Here is a 20,310-nt window from a genome sequence, read left to right as displayed (position 1 = left end):
AACCAAGCAAACTAAAATTTGCTTGGTTTTTTACTTTATTATTTTCATATGTTCAAACGGATAATAAATGCCTGCTAACTTTCCTAACACATCTTCTCTATCAATAAAACCTAAACCATTTCTACTATCTTTACTTATTAAGCGATTATCTCCCATAACAAAAATCTTATTTTCGGGAACTGTAATTGGTCCAAAGTCCTCTGTTAAATTCATAAGTTTTTTTTCTGCTTGTTTTTTATTACTATCCAAATACTCTTCATCTTTCACTTCAGAATTTACATATAATTGATCATTTCTCATCTCAATTATATCTCCAGGTAATCCAATCACTCTTTTGACATAAAAATTATCTGTTTTCATAACAATAATATCTTCTCTCCCATAGCTTTCAAATTGTTTTGCTAGCTTATTAACAATCACCTTATCTCCATCTTGCAACGTCGGCCTCATGGATGCTCCTTTTACATTCGTCGGAAAAAACACAAAAATTTTCGCCAAAAACACCAATAAACATGCAATTGCAATAGTTCCAAAGAATTCACGCCAACGTTTTTTCTTTTGCATCATTTCACCAACTCATCATCTTTTTACTTTCATTATAAATAATACGACTGATAATTTTCTACAAAATTCTGAATTATAAAATTATAATATTAGAAATTTCAAAATGGTAATACTGATCAAATTAAACAAGCAAAAAAGATACTCTCAAAATAGTCTATTCACTATTTTGAGAGTATCTTTTTATAATCCCACATATACAATACACATTTGAGCAGCTACATATGTAAACCAAATCCAAAGTGGCTCATACTTCAATTTACGTCCTCCGATATCTGTCACGCCAATAATAAAATCAGAAATCACAAACAGTAAACCACCAAACGCTGGTATCCACCATATTCCTGTATTTTCATAATATAAGGCGAATGCAAAGCAAGCCATTCCTCCAACCCACAATCCGTAAATTAGAGCTCCTATCGTAAACAATTTATCCTGTTTATCATTTCGGATAAAGAAGAACCATCCTACAATTAGAAAGAGCCCATATACGAGTAAGCCAATCCAAAAACCATTCCACGAAATTCCTGTTTGCAAAAATGCTTTTACATAAAAACAATGAGCAAGAGCGAAAGTAACCATCCCACCAATTAACCTGTGACCAATTGGAATCAGCCCAGCCATAAACAAATCTCCCACAGTCGATAAAGTCATACCAAGTGCAACCCACGTACTATACTCTACAGATGGATCTTGTAACCATATCCAAATTGCACTACCTGTTAAAGAAAAACTAAGAATAAGACGGATTGCTAAAGGTAACGGCATATTATCTTTCGTTCTTTTTGTCTGCCGCATTGCATAAATTGCACCAATTAAAAAAAGAAGTATTTGCCCAATTAACACCACGTAAAGTAGATTCATAATATGTTCTCCTCAATAAATGCTTTTTGTATCTTTTTTCGTTACACTTAGTCTATTATCCTTTTTCTATAAAAAAAGAAGAACAGTACTGTTCTTCCATTGTAATCGCTTTTCTGCTTTCTATGCTACTTGTTTTTCTTTCTCTATTTTTTGCTTAGCTGGCGTCCGATTTACCACAATAATTCCCGCGGCTACACATGCTAAACCGAGTAACACAAATGAATGAATTGCTTCACCTAAAATCATGCTCGATAATAACACACCAAATACAGGTATAAAGAACATATACATAGATACTTTTCCAACCTTATTGTACTTCATAATTGTATTCCAAATGCAAAAACCAGCTGCAGATAAGAAAGATAAATAAATCAGCATAATTAGTGCATGTAGACTAAATGTAAATGGCATTAATCCAACTTGTAAAGCCCCTATACATAATAATCCTATAGAACCAAACATCATTTGGTATGCTGTCATATAGCCAACATCTAACGTTTTACTACCTTCTTTCGCTAATATGTTTCCATATGAATACAGCATTGCTGCACTAAGAAGTAATAAGCTTCCAATTCCAAAATGAAATGATAAGCTACCATCACTCGGCATATTTACTAAAACGACGCCACAAAAGCCAATCGATACGCCAATTATTTTTCTCATATTGAGGGCATCATCTTTATATAAAAAATGGGCGAGTAAAATTTGAAAGAATGATGATGTCCCTGAAATGATAGCTCCTTCAATTCCCGAACTATAACTCATTCCAATATAAAAACAGATATATTGAAGAAACGTTTGGAATAAACCAATTTGTATTAACTGTTTCCCCGTTCCTTTTTTGAAGCTCATATCTTTTCCTAACACTTTAAAGAATAATAAGAGCATGAATCCAGATAAAAAGAAACGATAACCGGCAAATAATATTTGCTCTCCAACTTCTTGTGGTTGAATTCCAAGTTCAACATAACTTAATTTAATAAAAGGAAATGCGCTTCCCCATAAAAAAGTTGCTACTATTGCAGCAATAAATACGCCAATCGGATGGGTAAAAAATTTCTCTGTCTTCACTTGTTGTCTTCCTTTCCGACCTTTTTATGAACAATATTCATATATACCAAAGGAATTGCGAAAACACAAGTTTTCCGTTTATACTTGAAACAAAACCGTACCATCTCATAAAAACATATGATATACTATAGAATAATTACAACATAAGAACGATTAAAAACAGATTCAACAGAAATGCTGCTATCCATTATGGATGGCAGCTTTCGTCGTTTTATAGGGGTTTCGATTTTGATTATTTTTCTCAATAAGAATTCGGAAGGAGCGAGTAGTAATGAACTCAGAAGTAAAAACGTTACACGCAAAAGAAACAATTTCTCATCCCTCTTTATGGGACACATTAAAAAAACATTATGAACTTGTATTTGCAGTAGCATCTGGTATTTTTATTTTAGTTGGTTGGTTATTTACAAAGAACGATGCAATGAATGTAGGTATTACTTGCTATATCCTTGCTTATATAGTTGGTGGATATGCAAAAGCAAAAGAAGGAATTGAAGATACGATTGAAGAAAAAGAGCTAAATGTTGAAATGCTAATGCTCTTTGCAGCTATTGGTGCTGCAATTATTGGCTACTGGGCAGAAGGGGCTATTTTAATCTTCATCTTTGCACTCAGCGGTGCTATGGAATCTTATACGTTAAGTAAGAGCCAAAAAGAAATTTCTGCTCTTCTTGACTTACAGCCTGAAGAAGCATTACGTATTTCCACCGGAACTGAGGAACGTGTTCCTGTTGGAGAGTTACAAATTAACGACATTATTTTAATTAAACCCGGTGAACGTGTTCCTGCTGACGGTACGATTCATAACGGTGAAACAAATATCGATGAGGCAGCAATCACAGGAGAACCTATTCCAAATGAGAAAAGACATGGCGATGAAGTATTTGCCGGTACTGTAAATTTACGTGGTGCTATCGAAGTTAAAATTACGAAGCCGAGCGATCAAACATTATTCCAAAAGATTATCCGTCTCGTCCAAAGTGCACAAAGTGAAAAATCACCATCACAACTATTCATTGAAAAGTTTGAAGGAACATACGTAAAAGGTGTACTACTCGTTGTTGCGCTTATGATGTTCGTTCCTCATTTCTTACTTGACTGGAGCTGGAATGAAACGTTTTATCGCGCTATGATCTTACTTGTAGTCGCATCTCCTTGTGCGCTCGTTGCTGCCATTACACCAGCAACGTTATCAGCCATTTCTAACGGAGCAAGAAATGGGATTCTCTTTAAAGGTGGCATACATTTAGAACGTCTCGCTTCAGTAAAAGCAATCGCCTTTGATAAAACAGGAACATTAACAGAAGGAAAACCTACCGTAACAGATATATATGTTCGAGAAAATATGACAGAAAAAGAAGTACTTTCTATTACAGCATCAATTGAAAGTCACTCTACACATCCTTTGGCTGAATCTATTGTTAAATATGCACAACATGCGTACGACATTACATTAAAAAAACCAGAAAAGGTTGAAGATGTAACTGGTTTTGGGCTAAAAGGAATATTCGAAAACAACGCTTATAAAATAGGTAAAGCTGATTTTATCGGTGAAGAAACAAAAACATTTCATAATGGTATTTCTGCCTCACTTGAAAAGGAAGGTAAAACTGTCGTTTATATTAGTGATGAGGGAGGCATTCTTGGACTTATCGCTTTAAAAGATACGCTTCGCCAAGAAACAATAGCTGCTATTCGTGATTTACAAAGCATTGGTGTCGAAGCAATTATGATTACTGGAGATAATGAAGAAACGGCAAAAGCAATTGCCTCTGAAAGTAATATAAAGGAATATTACGCATCATGCTTACCAGAAACAAAAGTTGAAACGATTAAAAAGTTAAAAGAAAAATACGGTACAGTAGCAATGGTCGGAGACGGTATAAATGATGCACCTGCACTAGCTACTGCTAGCATTGGTGTCGCAATGGGAGAAGGAACAGATGTAGCTTTAGAAACTGCGGATGTTGTACTGATGAAGAACGAACTATCTCGTCTTTCTCAAGCGATCCGTCTATCAAAACGAATGAATCGTATTGTGAAGCAAAACGTAATCTTTTCGCTAGCCGTTATTGCCATGCTAATTTGTTCAAACTTCTTGCAATTTTTAGCTCTTCCATTCGGTGTTATTGGCCATGAAGGAAGTACGATTCTTGTCATTTTGAATGGCTTACGATTACTAAAAGGAAGCAAATAAAACGGGTCCCTCATAGAGGACCCGTTTTTTTTAGTGATAGCTATTATGACCGTTCGCACTGCTACTCGTTTTATGCTTTGGATGCGAACTGCTCTTTTGTTTATTATTACTTTTATTATTATGGTTCTTTTTATTATTACTCATGAAATATCCCCCCTGTTCCTTTTTATTATGGAACAAGAACTCATTATTCATTACGGGAATTATTGTCACCGGTTCTATAATGGTGGAGTAAACCATTAATTTCACCGCCAAGTAAAATTACCCATCCAGTTAAATAAAACCATAACATTAAAATAATGATACCACCGAGACCACCATATGTATTGGCGTAATTCGCAAACTTATCTACATAATAAGCAAATGAGTAAGACACCACAATCCATCCTACAGTAGCAAATAACGCCCCTGAAATAACTTCTCTTCTTTTTAACTTTCGATCTGGTGCAAATGTATATAAGAAACTAAACAAAGCAAATAGTACGAAGAAACTCGCTACTAATCGTGTAATGCTCCATACGAAAGAAAAACTATCTGATAAACCGAGTGCTTTAAACACTGCTGCTCCAATAACTTGTCCGAATACCGGAACAATTAACGCAAAGACAATCATAAAAATAATAGCTAATGTAAACACAATTGATAACGCTCTTGTTGTAATAAAAGAACGTGTTTCCTTTACGTCATAAGCGCGGTTAAAAGCATTCATAACCGCATTAACACCATTTGAGGCAAACCATAACATGGATAATAAACCAAATGATAATAAACCACCATTTTGCTGGTTTACAACTTTATCTACATTTACCTCAATTAAGTTCATTGCATCATCTGGTACATAAACCTCTAATAAACTAAGCACATCCTCTGTTTGAATGGGAATAAATCCAAGAAGCGTAATTAAGAAAACGAGCCCAGGAAAAATTGCAAGCAAGAAGAAATAAGCGAGCTGTGCTGCCAAGCCCGCTACATCATCGCGCATCGTCCGGTCATATAAATCTTTACCAAACGAATAAGTACGATTTCTTCTCACCTTTTCTAAAATTTTTCTCATATATGTTTAAACGCTTTTCTTCTCTTCTTTATCTTGCTTTAACTCAATGTACGCTTCAGTTTTTTTTTCCACTGCATTTGAGTCTTTTATAAATAATTCACGCGCTTCTTTCATACCACCATCTTCAGCAACTACTGGCTCTTCTTCTGCTTTCAGCTCATCTACCTTTGGAGATACAGCTTGAATTTCAATCGTTTCTGGCTTTTCTTCTGGCTCAACTTTTTTCTTACTAAAAATTTCTTTCGTTTCTTTTAACGTCTCTACAACAGATGGCGTTAATTTTTTAATTTCTGCTACTTTCGCTTTTACCACATTGAAATCTGCAAGTTCGCGTCCTTTATCTGTAACAGTTTGCACTTTTTCTTTGATCTTTGCATTTTCACCAATTTCAATCATCTTTGTTTTTGCTTTTTCTGCTGTATTTTTTACTTTTTCACGGTTTTCTTTCTTTAACATGGATACAGCTACACCTGCCGCTACACCAATCGCAATGTTTCGAGCAATATTATTTTTCTTTGCCATATTCCTTCACCCTTTCATTTCTTATGTTAGAAAGTATTTCTTTCTAAGCTTCCTCATATTCCTTGTTCATTTCGAATGAAAGCTAATAGCTTTGCACACCCTTCTGTTACAAGGTCATATACTTCTTGGAAATTCCCTGTATAGTAAGGGTCAGGAACGTCTGTCCAGCCTCCGTCTGGAACAAAGTCGGACAGCCTACCAATATAGCCTCCAGTTTTACCTAAACTTTTTAAATCTGCTATATTCTTGTTGTCCATGGCAATAATATAATCAAACTTTGTTAAGTCTTCTTTTTCTACTTGCCTTGCTTTAATTCCTTCAAAAGTGACTGCATTTTCTTTTAAAATTTTTTGTGTTCCTTTATGTGGCGGATGACCAACATGCCAATCTCCAGTTCCTGCAGAATCAATGACAATTTTCTCTTCAAGTCCCTCTTTTACGACAAGATTTCGAAAAATCGCTTCTGCCATCGGAGAACGGCAAATGTTCCCAAGACAAACAAACAATACTTGAACCATGTTTTTGTTTCTTCCCTTCTTGGTGCATTTCTTCATATATACTTATAGTATAAACAACCAATTATGAAATATAAAGGAAATCCCTACTAATTTAATAGGATTGAAAAGATCCATTAACGAAAATGATAAAAAATGTTAAGATAGCCTTATGTTATTTTAAAGGGGGACACTTCGGTGGATTTATCCGTAAAGTCAGAAGAAAACGTTGAATACATGGTCGAAGCTATTAAAGAAAAATTACGTATGGTTAATGCTGGAGCGATGAGAGCTGCTAGTTTTAACGAAGAAATGTACGAAGATTTACGTGACATTTATGATCATGTTATGAAACGTGAAACATTCAGCATTAGTGAAATGCAAGCTATTACAGAAGAATTAGGTACATTAATTAAAAAGTAAAAAAGCCTCTCTTATTATGAGGCTCTTTTTTATTTCCAACAAATTCATGACAACTCTTCTCTTTCCCTCAACCAACTGTAAAATATTGTACAATAGAAGTAGAACCTCACCTTAGATTTTTTCTCCATACATACTACTCACAAATAATAGCAACACTACCATTGCTAACTGTTTTTACTGGAGGTGCTTACTTATGAGCAATTGGTACAGTAAGACGAAAGATCAAACATTGATTGACCTAGAAACAAACGAACAAAACGGTTTAACAGATGAGATTGTAAGTGAACGTTTAAAGCAATACGGTTCTAATGAATTAGCTACAAAACAAAAACGCACTTTATGGCAGCGTATTTTCGCCCAAATTAATGACGTCCTCGTATATGTCCTTATTATTGCTGCCCTTATTTCTGCCTTTGTAGGTGAATGGGCGGATGCCAGTATTATCGCGCTTGTTGTAGTTTTAAATGCTGTTATCGGTGTTGTCCAAGAATCGAAAGCAGAACAAGCTTTAGAGGCATTGAAAAAGATGGCAACACCTAAAGCTATCGTCAAGAGAAATGGTGAACTAAAAGAAATTCCATCTGAGCACGTCGTTCCAGGGGATATCGTTATGCTCGACGCCGGACGATATATCCCCTGCGATTTACGCCTTATCGAAACCGCAAATTTAAAAGTTGAAGAATCTGCTCTAACTGGTGAATCTGTCCCTGTTGATAAAGATGCAATCTACCACCCTTCCATGCAACGTGATGAGCAAGTACCACTCGGCGATCAAAAAAACATGGCCTTTATGTCTACTCTTGTAACATATGGAAGAGGCGTCGGTGTTGCTGTTGAAACTGGAATGAACTCACAAATTGGTAAGATTGCTACCCTTTTACATGAAGCAGACGATGATATGACACCACTTCAAAAAAGCTTAGCACAAGTCGGAAAATATTTAGGCTTTGTCGCTGTAGCTATTTGTATCGTTATGTTCCTCATCGGTTTTTTACAAGGCCGGGATACGTTAGAAATGTTTATGACTGCTATTAGTTTAGCCGTTGCAGCTATTCCAGAAGGCTTGCCAGCTATCGTTTCCATCGTTCTTGCAATTGGTGTGCAACGTATGATTAAACAAAACGTTATCATTCGCAAACTACCAGCTGTTGAAGCCCTCGGTTCTGTCACAATTATTTGTTCAGATAAAACAGGTACGTTAACGCAAAATAAAATGACCGTTACTCACTTTTATAGTGATAACACATACGATCGCTTAGAAAGTTTAAATGTAAATAATGATGCGCAACGTCTATTGTTAGAAAATATGGTGCTATGTAATGATGCATCTTACAATAACGAATCACAAACGGGAGACCCGACTGAAATTGCACTTCTCGTTGCTGGAACCACTTTTAACATGCAAAAAGATCATTTAGAAAAAATACATGAACGTGTTAACGAAGTACCTTTCGATTCAGATCGTAAAATGATGTCAACTGTACATACATACGATGAAAGCTACTATAGCATGACGAAAGGCGCTATTGATAAGCTCTTACCTCGATGTACCCATATTTTTAAAAACGGCAAAATCGAGATTTTAACTGATTCTGATAAAAATCAAATATTAGAAGCTGCCGGAGCAATGTCTCAAGAAGCTTTAAGAGTACTTTCATTCGCATTTAAACAATACGATTCAAACGATGTGGATATAAATCATCTTGAAAAAAATCTTATCTTTATTGGTCTTGTCGGTATGATTGATCCACCACGAACTGAAGTGAAAGATTCAATTAAAGAATGTAAAAAAGCCGGTATTCGCACAGTTATGATTACTGGTGACCATAAAGATACCGCCTTTGCAATTGCCAAAGAACTTGGCATTGCTGAAGAAATATCGGAAATTATGATTGGAACTGAATTAGATAACATTTCTGATACAGAACTAGCTAGCAAAATTAATCATTTAAATGTATTCGCTAGAGTCTCTCCAGAGCATAAAGTGAAAATTGTAAAGGCATTACGCGCGAAAGGAAATATCGTTTCTATGACTGGTGATGGTGTCAATGATGCACCATCTTTAAAGCAAGCTGATGTTGGCGTTGCGATGGGCATTACAGGAACAGACGTTGCAAAAGGGGCAGCAGACGTCGTGTTAACAGATGATAATTTCTCATCTATTGTGAAAGCCGTTGAAGAAGGTAGAAATATTTATCGTAACATAAAAAAATCAATTCTCTTCCTACTCTCTTGTAACTTCGGAGAAATTATCGCTTTATTTTTAGCGATTTTACTCGGCTGGGCAACACCACTACGACCTATTCATATTTTGTGGGTGAATTTAATTACAGATACACTGCCTGCATTATCACTTGGGGTTGATCCTGAAGATCCAGATGTGATGAAGGAAAAACCACGACATGCGAAAGAAAGCTTATTTAGTGGCAGCGTTCCTTTCCTGATTTTCAATGGAGTTATCATTGGACTTTTAACGCTAATAGCTTTTATCGCCGGAGCAAAATTCTATACTGGAGATACAAATTTATTTCCTCTTTTCCCAGAGCGAATTGATGACGATGCTCTATTACACGCTCAAACGATGGCATTTGTCGTTCTTAGTTTTTCTCAGCTCGTTCATTCATTTAACTTGCGTTCAAGAACGAAATCAATTTTTTCAATTGGGATCTTTACAAATAAATATTTAGTTTTCTCCCTTCTTATCGGTGTTCTTATGCAAGTTTGTATCATCTCCATCCCGCCCCTTGCAAATATATTCGGTGTACATGCATTAACGATGCGAGATTGGGGATTTGTTCTCTTATTAAGTATCATTCCACTTATTGTGAATGAGATTATTAAATTAGTGAAGAGAAACTAAAAGGCAATGAGGAATAGTCCTCATTGCCTTTTCATTTATCCTACTATTTTCCGTGCAGTAAAACTCCCACCTCAAAATTCAGTTTGAGCAAAGAAGTTAGGTGATGGATTAACTGCCCATAAATGTCCAATTGGTGAAGGCTAATAATCGGTGGTGATGAACAAAACCCCACTGATTAAAGTTTCACTTTATCCTTGTAATTCTTTTTTGATATTCTCTGTTAATGTAGCCATACGCTTGCGGCTTTCTTCACGCTCACGTTTATTTTGTTCTTCAATTTGTTGTGTTTCTTGCATACCTCTTGAAATAATGTTCCAAGTTTCCTCAAGTGTTTCCATCTTAATACTAGAAGAACCTGATAATCTCGCTACTTCTACACTTTGCGTTGCGATATTTTGTGCATTTTTCTTAAGTAATTCATTTGTACGGCGATCCAGTTCAGCCATAGAATCTGCAACAAGCTTTTGGCGCTTGGCATTTACCGCTTGAATGATACCATTTTTAAAGATAGGAATCGTTGTAATAAATGCTGTATTGATTTTACCAATTAATTTATTATTACCACGTTGAATCATACGAATTTGTGGTGCTGTAAGTAACGCAACCATACGTGCTTTTTCTAAATCGTCAATACGCTGTTCTAAAATTTCAACAGAGTTTTTAAGCGACTCTAATTCAATACCTGCTAATTGATCATTATTACGTACACGCTCTTCATACATCGGAACTAACTCTGTATTTAAACGCTCTAATAACATTTCTCCTGCTACTACGTACTTCTCTAAGTCTAAATAATATTTTAAGTTTTGCTCATACAAGCCATCTAACGTACCAATTGATTTTTTCATCTCATCTTGGTACTTCGTAATTTCCACATAAACTTTATCAATTTCGCGGCCCATCGTTTGATATTTACTAAAGATTTGTTCTATCATTTTATCCGCTTTTTTGAACATACGTGAGAAGAAACCACTTTTTTCTTCCGCAAAGTCTTTACTATCAAATCGGTCCATAATTTTACCAAGCTGTTTTAATAATTCACCAGAATCTTCTATCTTTGATAATGACATTGTATGTAAAATTTGATCAGCAAAACGTGAAATTTCCATAGAAGGTTCTTTTCCAAGTTCAATTAATTCTAATTGATCTTTAATATCTACCGCATTATAAATACGTTGTACATCCGCATCTTGTCTAAGTTGTAAGCGAACATCTTGTGCTGTTTGTTCATTTAATTCTGTTTTCGGATCTAGTACGACTGGGTTATTCATATGGTATTCTCCCTTTCCTTATAAAAATGGACGAAATAGTCCTTTTATTGTTTGTGATAAATTTTTATAGGCTGATGAACCATGAAACTCAAGATCGAAATTAACCTCTTCAAGCCAATGTGAATCAAATGCCCCCGCTTCAATATACGGTTCAATATCGTTTCTTCCCGTTGGATTGAAATGGAATACATCTACTCCAATTTGATTCAAAAATAGTAATAAAACAGCGTCAGAACGAGTTAATTCTCCGCTCTTCTCATTATTAAATATAACAATTTTCGGTACATCTTGTGAATAATCAAATTTCTCAAGCTGTTCTAAAATATTCGGTGGTATTTGAGAAAGTTGTGCGAAAACATATAGCGCTACATCTTGTTTCGTCTCTTTCGCAATTGGTTTGCACATTTCACTTTCGCACGTATGAATAATCGCCTCTGCAATCCCATGCTGTAAACCTTCCGGTAAACGCTTATGCGGCCACCAATGGCTATTCATAATTAGATCAGGATGCAATTTTCCAGCTCGGTCCAATGCATCTCGATAATGATATTGGAAGTTTGCTTTTTGCTCTTTCGTAAACGGGAATGTATTAATTAATAAACTGTTATCAAATGATGTAACAGCCTTTAATCGTTGAAAATATTCTTTATCATTCTTTGAAACGCCTGATATTTTCGCAAATAAAGAAGGAATATAAATATGTTTATTTTCAACAAAGAATGTTGGGCGTACAAATGCCTTTTCTTTCGTAATTAAAAAGAGTTCATCATATGTCGTTTTTAACGTACGAGCTACAGGCGTATAGGAACGGAATTGCCACGGCTTGTACAGCAGTGAATTATCGTGGTGAAGTACTTGTTCAATTTCTTTCGAAGCTTGATACGCTACTGTTGCAACACGCTCACGGCGACGATCAGGGAATGATTCAAGCGAAATGCGACTTGAATGAGATACAACAAAAGTTCTTCCCTCTTCATCAATATTTTCAAATCCATCTTTTCCTTCTGGGTGATAATAAAGCACATCACAACCGAGCATAATAAGAAAGTATAAGAAATATATACGGCTTTCCTGTGCATCACCGTACCAAATGATACGCGGCATTTGTTTCTTATAATTAATCGTAGAGAACCACTTCGCTACGTAATTTTCGCTTAGTTTAATTATGTCGATTAAGAAACGACGGAAGCCTTCTGTCTTTAACGACTGATTATGTTGCTTCTCATATAATTTCAATAGTGAAATAAACGTCGTATGTATGTAATGCTGTAAATCAGGATTGTCTACTTTCGGTAAAAGTTGTTTCCCAGATAAGTGTGCAACTAGCCTATTTACTGTCAGACCATTTGGTGCTTCTTGATGTAATCCGAACACTTCTTGAATATGACGAAGCTTTTCCGAATCAATCACTTTGTTTAAATTTTGTTCGTGTAAAACTTCGATTCCTTTCGCTTCACTATAATCAAACAGTTCATTAAAATATTCATCTACATCATTAGGAACACCAAGGATTCGACATGCTATATAACTAAATTTCATCTCATTCTCTGTCAGCTCATATTGTGGGCGTTTTTCTAAAAGCGTTTCAAATTGCTTTAAATCTGATTCATCTTTTAATGCATATGGTTGAAGTGTAAAACGTGAAAACACAACAGTTCACCTCCAAAAACATTTACGTTTTTTCTAAGTCCTTCTTCTATTATAAACTATTTTTGGTTATAAAAAATGGGCGCTCGCAAAACGAGCAAACCCATTTCAATTATTTATTGTCTTCTTTAGTAGCTGCAACTTCTTCTCTAGCTTGTCCAGAATTCTTCATGTAGTGAAGTATAAATGTTGCTCCAAATGCTACAACTAAAATAATAAAGAATAGTGTATGACTAATCTCAATCTCGATTAAAGACAGTAACATTTTTGCTGCAATAATTAAGATTAAAATGTATGCTGTCGTTTCAAGCTCTGGAATACGCTCTAACAATTTTAAGAATACACCAGCAATACCACGCATCATTAAAATACCTAGCATTCCGCCTAATAGTAAAATCCAAACTTCATTAGATACACCAAATGCAGCAAGTACGCTATCTACAGAGAATGCGATATCCATTAATTCAACCATCGCAACTGTTCCCCAGAAGACACCAAACATTCTAAAGAGAATACTATTTTGATTCATACCGTGAGCTTCGTCTTCTTCACTTGCACCTTTACGCTTATCAATAAAGTATTTTACTGATAACCAAGCAAGGTAAAGTGCACCAAGAAGTTTTACCCACCATAATTTAATTAAGAACATTCCGATTCCAATCGCAATAAAGCGGAACACATAAGCTCCAATAAGTCCATAGAATAATGCTTTTTTACGTTTTTCTTCCGGAAGATGTTTTACCATTACCGCTAACACAAGTGCGTTATCAGCAGATAATAATCCTTCAAGTACAACAAGTGTACCAATTAATCCCCAAGATACTGGATCCTGCAACACTTTAATCCACATGTCCAAGTCGAAAAACTGAGCATACGTATCAAGGATTCCTTGCAAAATACTCATCTTACCTTTATCCCCTATTCTTTGCTAGATTTATAGAAAGGTCAAAAAAAGGAAACGAATATCGTTTCCTTTCTATGCATCCAAGCCATACGCTCTTACAAGCGCACCTAAACCACCTTGGAATCCACTTCCTACTGCATTAAACTTCCACTGTCCATTATGACGGTATAATTCACAAAAGACAACTGCTGTTTCGATGGAGAAATCTTCCCCTAAATCAAAACGAAGAACTTCTTCACTCGTTTCTTCATTCGCTAAACGAACAAACGCATTTCCTACTTGCCCAAAGTTTTGACTACGGCCTTCTGCATCATAAATCGTAACTGTAATAGCAATTCTGTGCACATCTGCTGGAACTTTCTTCAAATCCACAACAAGTTGCTCATCGTCACCTTCACCTTCACCTGTACGGTTATCTCCTGTATGTAAAACAGATCCACAAGGAGACTGCAAATTATTATAGAAGATAAAATCAGTTTCCTTCGTACATTTTCCGTTTGCATCTAATAAAAAGGCAGATGCATCTAAATCGAAATCGGCTCCGCCGTCATAAGATTTAATATCCCATCCAAGACCAATTACTGCTTTTGTTAAACCAGGGCTTGTCTTACCTAAATCGATTTTCTGGCCTTTTTGTAATTGAATAACCATCTATATTCACCTCTATATTTTTATCTTTAAAAATATATCCATCAGTAAACATACATTTCACCGATGGATATATAAATCAAATCTATTACTCTACATCTAAACCAAAGTTATTACATAGAGACGCTAATCCACCTTGGAATCCACTTCCGATTGCATTGAATTTCCAATCACCTGCATGACGATATAATTCACCTACTACTACGGCTGTTTCAATAGAGAAATCTTCTCCTAAATCGTAACGAATTAATTCTGCATTCTTTTCTTCATCAAGAATACGTACGAAAGAATTAGAAACTTGTCCGAAGTTTTGGCTACGGCCTTCTCCATCATAAATTGTAATTGTGAAACAAATACGTTCGATGTGAGCAGGAACATTTTTCAAATCTACTTTAATCGCTTCGTCATCGCCTTCACCTTCACCAGTGCGGTTATCTCCTAAATGCTCTACAGCACCATTCGCACCTTTTGGATTATTATAGAAAACGAAATCTTCAGCTCCTGAAACTTTACCATTCGCGCCTACTAAGAAAATACTAACATCTAAGTCGAAATCGTTTTGTCCGTCATAACGATTCGTGTCCCAACCAAGTCCTACAAGAACTTTCGAAAGACCTGGATTCGTTTTTGTTAAGTCTACCTTTTGTCCCTTTTTCAATGAAATTGATGCCATATACAATTCCTCCTCGGTTATTTTATTGATAACGTGATACAATCTCACTTAAGTTTTTATCTTGCGTGCCTTCTCCAACTGCTGAAAACTTCCATTCACTTCCGTGACGATACATTTCACCTGCAATTAGAGTTGTTTTGCCAGCATAATTATCCGATAAATTATAGCGTGCTAATTCTTCACCAGTTTGCGGGTTTTGAATACGAATATATGCATTACGAATCATCCCGAAATCTTGACGACGATTTACACAGTCATAAATATTTACAACGAATACTAAACGATTAATACGGCTTGGAACTTTATGTAATTCTACGAAAATTGTTTCGTCATCACCAGCGCCTTCACCTGTTAAATTATCTCCTGAATGAATAATACTACCACAAGTAGAAAGTTTATTTCCGAAGTAAACTAAATCATTTTTGTTTAAAAAACGATCTCCTTCTAACATAACAACAGATGCATCACAATCTACATTTGGTTTACTTCCAAATAATGAAGACAGAAATCCACCTGATTGCCCAATTGGATCCCAGCCTAAGCCAACCTGTAGTTTTGCTACTTTTGGTTGTCCTTTCGTTAAATCGATCTTTTGACCTTTTTCTAAAATAATAGGCATGAAGTTTCTCCCTTTCTACAAAGCATTTTCCGAATCGGAAAATATTGTATTCTTCTCTTATATTGTAGCATTATTTACCTAGCGATAAAAAGGATAAATTCTCAGTTATATGAAAACATTCATATAATTTACTTATGATGATGTAAGAAGTGGTAAATAGCACCAATCATTCCTGCACAATTACCGTTTTGCGCAAGTTCAATCTCACAATTATTATAAATCTCTTGATTTAAGTATTTACTGACCTCTTCTTTTACTTCTTTTAAAAACTCATTTCCTCTATCGGTAATTCCTCCACCAATAATAATCGTTTCTGGATTAAAAATATAAGCAAGATTACTAATTCCGATTGCCAAATGTTTAAAGAAAATCCCAACTGCTTGAGCAACTTCCCGATCTCCTTTATCATACAACTCGAAAATTCTTTTCCCATTCCACTTGCCTTTGCCTTTATATTTGCTTACAAGTCGAATTAATCCTGAAATCGAAGCAACCTCTTCAAACGTTTTTCCTTCTATTAACATATTCCCCCATTCACCAGCACTAAATGAATGTCCTCGGTACAATTTTCCATCTATAAAAATTGCTCCTCCAATCCCTGTTCCAAGGGTGAGCATAATAAAGTTATCTTTCTCTCTTCCACTACCATTCCACTTTTCTCCAAACGCTGCACAATTCACATCATTGTCAATCGATACTGGAACTTTTAATATCTCTTGCAATCTATCAATAATAGGAATAGTACTATATCCCGGAATATGATCCGCGCCTCCCGTCACAATTCCTTTATTAATATCAACAATTCCCGCAGTGCTAATACCGATTCCGGCAATAGTATGTTCATTCATTATTTTTTTGGATACATATATAAGTTTTTGAATAATTTGTTCTCCGCCTAAATGAATTTCTGTTGCAACTGTTTGACGCTTTAATACTCTCCCTATTTCTGAAACAATACCATACTTAATTTGCGTACCGCCAATATCAAACGCTATATACTCTTTCATCTGCTGCCACTTCCTCTACCGTTATGAATGTAAATTCTCCCCCTCTACTATTTGTAGGAAATCTACATTAACTCTTTTCTGCTTTGACAAATACACCACCTTTTTCTATATATAGTTTTTTTTGCATAAAACTCTTTTTCCTAAGAAATATTACAAAGGGATGTATTTTAGATGGAACATTAATCTCTTAGGAGGAAAACCATGACGAAAATCTTCATTTTAGCATCAACACTCTCTTTATCTTTTTTTAGCGGTTTAAATATCGGTAATGCTGCAACTGAAAACTTCCAACCATTAACAAACGCTATTGTACAAAATAGCGATCATTTTGCAGAAGGAAACTCAAAGGATAATAATATACCTCCAGGAAATAACGATTCTCAGGACGATACTGGCTCTGGTGGCAATGGTTCCGGCGGTAACGGTTCTGGTGGTAGTGGCTCTGACGGCAGCGGTTCCGGTGGCAATGGTTCTGGTGGCAACGGCTCTGGCGGTAACGGTTCTGGTGACAACGGTTCTGGCGGTAATGGTTCTGGCGGCAATGGCTCTGGTGGCAATGGTTCCGGTGACAACGGTTCTGGCGGCAATGGCTCTAGTGGCAATGGTTCTGGTGGCAATGGTTCTGGCGGCAATGGCTCTAGTGGCAATGGTTCTGGCGGTAACGGTTCTGGCGGCAGCGGTTCCGGTGGCAATGGTTCTGGTGGCAACGGTTCTGGCGGCAGTGGCTCTGGTGACAACGGTTCTGGCGGTAATGGTTCCGGCGGTAACGGTTCTGGTGGCAATGGTTCTGGCGGTAACGGTTCTGGCGGCAATGGCTCTAGTGGCAATGGTTCTGGCGGTAACGGTTCTGGCGGCAATGGCTCTAGTGGCAATGGTTCTGGCGGTAACGGTTCTGGTGGTAACGGTTCTGGTGGTAACGGTTCTGGCGGCAATGGCTCTCAAGGCGGCAATCGTGTTAAAGGTGATAGCAGTTCTCAAGGGGGTAATGGCTCTCAAGGTGGCAATCGTGTTAAAGGCGATAGCAATTCTCAGGAGGGCAACGGTTCTCAAGGGGGTAATGTAAAAGATAATACGAAAAAACAAGGTGATAAATTACCTAATACTGCAACGCATTACCCTATATCTATTTTAATGGGGCTTTCAACATTCCTAATTGGTATGTTACTGTTTATTCGTCGTAAAAACGTAAAATAAGAACAACATCCTTCCATCTAAAAAGTACATGAAATACTGTATAAAACTAAAAAGGACTTTGGATTACATTTTATTATGCAGCCCAAAGTCCTTTTATCACCTATCAGAAAAAGTATTAATACGCTTTTCCCCAATACACCATTTGTTTAGCTTCTTTACCACAACAAATACATTCTTCAGCTAAATGCTCTTGCTCAAAAGGCATACAACGTGAAGATACGCCAACTTCTTCTTTTAGTTTTTCTTCACAAGCTAATTCCCCGCACCACATTGCCTTAATAAAGCCTTGCTTTTCATCAGCTATTTTTTTCATCTCTTCGAAATTTGTCGCAACATACGTATTCTCATCGCGAAATGCTTTTGCTTTATTAAATAAAGCAATATGAATTTCTTCAAGTAATGCTGGAATACGTTCTTCTAATTGATCCATTGGTACAAACTCTTTTTCCTTCGTATCTCTTCTTACAAGTACAACTTGATTCTTTTCAATATCTTTAGGGCCAACTTCTAATCGAATTGGAATCCCCTTCATTTCATACTCATTAAATTTCCAGCCTGGTGTTTTATTACTAGCATCTATTTTTACTCGTGCAACCTTTTGAATATGTGCTTGTAACTCTGTTGCTTTTGCTAAAACTCCTTCTTTATGCTGAGCAATTGGTACAATAACAACTTGCACTGGAGCGACTTTTGGTGGCATTACAAGTCCATTATTATCACTATGAACCATTATTAGCCCGCCTATCATTCTTGTTGATACACCCCAAGATGTTTGGTGCACATATTGCCACTTACCGTTACGATCTAAAAACTTAATATCAAATGCTTCTGAGAAATTCGTCCCAAAGTTATGAGAGGTTCCTGTTTGAAGTGCTTTTCCATCATGCATTAAACTTTCAATTGTATAAGTTGCCTTTGCTCCAGCAAACTTCTCTTTTTCTGTTTTTTGTCCTTTAATAACTGGTATTGCTAAATAATCCTCACAGAAAGAAGCATATAAGTTTAAAATATTTAATGTTTCAGCCTGCGATTCTTCTGCCGTTTCATGGATTGTATGACCCTCTTGCCATAAAAATTCAGTCGTACGAAGGAACGGCCTAGTTGTCTTCTCCCAACGAACTACTGAACACCACTGATTATATAACTTTGGCAAATCATTATAGGATTGCACAATTTTTGAAAAGTGCTCACAGAATAAAGTTTCAGATGTAGGACGTACACAAAGTCTTTCCGCTAACTTTTCATCTCCACCATGCGTAACCCATGCTACTTCAGGAGCAAATCCTTCAACATGATCCTTCTCTTTTTGCAATAAACTCTCTGGGATAAACATTGGCATATATACATTTTCATGGCCAGTTTCTTTTAACTTCTCATCCATCACCTTCTGCATATTCTCCCATAAGGCATAACCATACGGACGTAAAATCATGCATCCTTTTACACTTGAATAATCAACAAGTTCGGCTTTTTTTACAATATCGGTATACCACTGCGCAAAGTCCTCTTCCATCTTCGTAATGGCTTGCACTTGTTCTTTTGCCATAGTCAGTCTTCCTCCTTCTAGAAAATACAAAAAAGCCCGCGTCCCTAAATAGGGACCGAGCTTTGTCGGCGTTACCACCCTGATTCATGCACAAAAATTGCGCATGCTCTCTTTTTGATAACGGGAAATTCCCGCTGCATATGCAGAACTCAAAGGCAGGTTCCATATTGCCTTTTTAAGAATCTTTCAGCCTGACGGATTCTCTCTCTGCTAAAAAGGTTGAACATGTACTAGTCCTTTTTCATCGTTATAACGAAATAAATTTGTTGATTATCATAATACAAATTCTTTTTTAAAACAATAGCTAATTTTCTTATTTTTATATATTCTTTTCATTTTTTGCAGTTTTATACGTAGCTTTTCCGCGTAATTTTCACAAGTTGATGTGCAATCATACCGATAAGTGTACCAAGTAGAACGAAGAAACCAATAAATCCATATCCCATTCCTTCCCACCCACCAATAACAATCATTGTAACGGGAAAGGACGCTAAGCAAAGAAGTATTAAACTAAGTGCAAATATAATATCGAACTGTTTGTCTGGAAACCGTTTCTTTAGTAAATATGAAATAGCAAATACAAGGATAATCGTGATTCCGCCAATGATGTAAAAGATACCAAATCCATCTAACCAATCCATAGTGTTTCCTCCTTCCATAGATTCCCTTATACTTAATTATATGTTTAATTTTTCTGAAAATAAATAATAAATTTTCACATAAAAATATATTTTTATTACTAGGTATTAATAGTA

The 20,310-nt window shown here is 36.1% G+C and carries 19 protein-coding genes and 1 other annotated feature; of the genes, 4 read left to right on the top strand and 15 right to left on the bottom strand.

What is annotated here, in order from left to right; genetic code table 11:
• Window positions 1-30: 30 nt before the first annotated feature.
• From lepB to ACTL4X_RS02385, 3 genes are all read right to left on the bottom strand, one after another.
• On the bottom strand, window positions 31-567 hold the full coding sequence (gene lepB, locus ACTL4X_RS02395; protein WP_000983303.1) for a signal peptidase I: 537 nt from the start codon (window positions 565-567) through the stop codon (window positions 31-33).
• Between the two features lie 177 nt (window positions 568-744).
• Complete coding sequence (locus tag ACTL4X_RS02390; protein WP_001051080.1) at window positions 745-1,425, bottom strand: lysoplasmalogenase; 681 nt, start codon at window positions 1,423-1,425, stop codon at window positions 745-747.
• A 120-nt stretch (window positions 1,426-1,545) separates the two neighbouring features.
• A complete protein-coding gene (locus ACTL4X_RS02385) occupies window positions 1,546-2,496 on the bottom strand; it encodes a DMT family transporter (protein WP_000845701.1) in 951 nt (316 codons plus the stop codon).
• 271 nt (window positions 2,497-2,767) lie between these two features.
• Here ACTL4X_RS02385 and ACTL4X_RS02380 point away from each other — a divergent pair, with 271 nt between their 5' ends.
• Window positions 2,768-4,693, top strand: a complete 1,926-nt coding sequence (locus ACTL4X_RS02380; RefSeq protein ID WP_086692286.1) for a heavy metal translocating P-type ATPase — start codon at window positions 2,768-2,770, stop codon at window positions 4,691-4,693.
• Window positions 4,694-4,880: 187 nt separating this feature from the next.
• Here the strand turns inward: ACTL4X_RS02380 and ACTL4X_RS02375 are convergent, their stop codons facing one another.
• From ACTL4X_RS02375 to ACTL4X_RS02365, 3 genes are read right to left on the bottom strand one after another with little or no spacing between them, the layout of a single operon-like run.
• Entirely contained in the window at window positions 4,881-5,747 is an 867-nt protein-coding gene (locus tag ACTL4X_RS02375) for a YihY/virulence factor BrkB family protein (protein WP_001226536.1), read from the bottom strand.
• 6 nt (window positions 5,748-5,753) lie between these two features.
• The gene (locus tag ACTL4X_RS02370) at window positions 5,754-6,269 is read right to left on the bottom strand and encodes a DUF4075 domain-containing protein (protein ID WP_001085387.1); all 516 of its coding nucleotides are present in this window, start codon (window positions 6,267-6,269) and stop codon (window positions 5,754-5,756) included.
• Window positions 6,270-6,322: 53 nt separating this feature from the next.
• The gene (locus ACTL4X_RS02365; RefSeq protein WP_000250916.1) at window positions 6,323-6,787 is read right to left on the bottom strand and encodes a low molecular weight protein-tyrosine-phosphatase; all 465 of its coding nucleotides are present in this window, start codon (window positions 6,785-6,787) and stop codon (window positions 6,323-6,325) included.
• 174 nt (window positions 6,788-6,961) lie between these two features.
• Between ACTL4X_RS02365 and ACTL4X_RS02360 the strand changes: the two genes are divergently transcribed.
• Both ACTL4X_RS02360 and ACTL4X_RS02355 read left to right on the top strand, forming a co-directional pair.
• Window positions 6,962-7,186, top strand: a complete 225-nt coding sequence (locus ACTL4X_RS02360; protein ID WP_000366196.1) for a DUF1128 domain-containing protein — start codon at window positions 6,962-6,964, stop codon at window positions 7,184-7,186.
• A gap of 193 nt (window positions 7,187-7,379) precedes the next feature.
• A complete protein-coding gene (locus tag ACTL4X_RS02355) occupies window positions 7,380-10,046 on the top strand; it encodes a cation-translocating P-type ATPase (RefSeq protein WP_086400881.1) in 2,667 nt (888 codons plus the stop codon).
• Between the two features lie 188 nt (window positions 10,047-10,234).
• On the opposite strand, the gene ACTL4X_RS02350 is transcribed toward ACTL4X_RS02355, so the two are convergent.
• The 7 genes from ACTL4X_RS02350 to ACTL4X_RS02320 all read right to left on the bottom strand — a co-directional run bounded on the left by ACTL4X_RS02350 (window position 10,235) and on the right by ACTL4X_RS02320 (window position 16,815).
• Window positions 10,235-11,317 carry a toxic anion resistance protein gene (locus tag ACTL4X_RS02350; RefSeq protein WP_001064409.1) on the bottom strand — a complete coding sequence of 361 codons (1,083 nt, stop codon included), beginning with the start codon at window positions 11,315-11,317 and terminating at the stop codon, window positions 10,235-10,237.
• Between the two features lie 18 nt (window positions 11,318-11,335).
• A complete protein-coding gene (locus ACTL4X_RS02345) occupies window positions 11,336-12,967 on the bottom strand; it encodes a YceG family protein (RefSeq protein WP_086400880.1) in 1,632 nt (543 codons plus the stop codon).
• Between the two features lie 109 nt (window positions 12,968-13,076).
• Window positions 13,077-13,868, bottom strand: a complete 792-nt coding sequence (locus ACTL4X_RS02340) for a TerC family protein (RefSeq protein WP_000025704.1) — start codon at window positions 13,866-13,868, stop codon at window positions 13,077-13,079.
• A 72-nt stretch (window positions 13,869-13,940) separates the two neighbouring features.
• On the bottom strand, window positions 13,941-14,519 hold the full coding sequence (locus ACTL4X_RS02335) for a TerD family protein (RefSeq protein ID WP_000236643.1): 579 nt from the start codon (window positions 14,517-14,519) through the stop codon (window positions 13,941-13,943).
• An 85-nt stretch (window positions 14,520-14,604) separates the two neighbouring features.
• Window positions 14,605-15,189 (bottom strand): TerD family protein, encoded by a 585-nt coding sequence (locus tag ACTL4X_RS02330; RefSeq protein ID WP_000146726.1) that lies wholly within the window; start codon window positions 15,187-15,189, stop codon window positions 14,605-14,607.
• Window positions 15,190-15,211: 22 nt separating this feature from the next.
• Window positions 15,212-15,808, bottom strand: a complete 597-nt coding sequence (locus ACTL4X_RS02325; protein WP_001121586.1) for a TerD family protein — start codon at window positions 15,806-15,808, stop codon at window positions 15,212-15,214.
• Between the two features lie 128 nt (window positions 15,809-15,936).
• Window positions 15,937-16,815 (bottom strand): ROK family protein, encoded by an 879-nt coding sequence (locus tag ACTL4X_RS02320; RefSeq protein ID WP_000666117.1) that lies wholly within the window; start codon window positions 16,813-16,815, stop codon window positions 15,937-15,939.
• Window positions 16,816-17,016: 201 nt separating this feature from the next.
• On the opposite strand from ACTL4X_RS02320, the gene ACTL4X_RS02315 reads away from it, so the two are divergent.
• The gene (locus tag ACTL4X_RS02315) at window positions 17,017-18,009 is read left to right on the top strand and encodes an LPXTG cell wall anchor domain-containing protein (protein WP_441394977.1); all 993 of its coding nucleotides are present in this window, start codon (window positions 17,017-17,019) and stop codon (window positions 18,007-18,009) included.
• A gap of 115 nt (window positions 18,010-18,124) precedes the next feature.
• Here ACTL4X_RS02315 and proS read toward each other — a convergent pair whose 3' ends face one another.
• Window positions 18,125-19,555, bottom strand: a complete 1,431-nt coding sequence (gene proS / locus ACTL4X_RS02310; RefSeq protein ID WP_001040977.1) for a proline--tRNA ligase — start codon at window positions 19,553-19,555, stop codon at window positions 18,125-18,127.
• 47 nt (window positions 19,556-19,602) lie between these two features.
• Window positions 19,603-19,809 (bottom strand) — a binding site (T-box leader).
• 93 nt (window positions 19,810-19,902) lie between these two features.
• Window positions 19,903-20,196 carry a YesK-like family protein gene (locus ACTL4X_RS02305; RefSeq protein ID WP_000383850.1) on the bottom strand — a complete coding sequence of 98 codons (294 nt, stop codon included), beginning with the start codon at window positions 20,194-20,196 and terminating at the stop codon, window positions 19,903-19,905.
• Window positions 20,197-20,310: the final 114 nt, after the last annotated feature.

Source organism: Bacillus sp. RE35, from assembly GCF_052146655.1.
GTDB classification, from domain to species: Bacteria; Bacillota; Bacilli; order Bacillales; family Bacillaceae_G; genus Bacillus_A; species Bacillus_A cereus.
The sequence above is the reverse complement of the archived record's forward strand: the minus strand, read 5'-3'. Positions and strand labels throughout refer to the sequence as shown.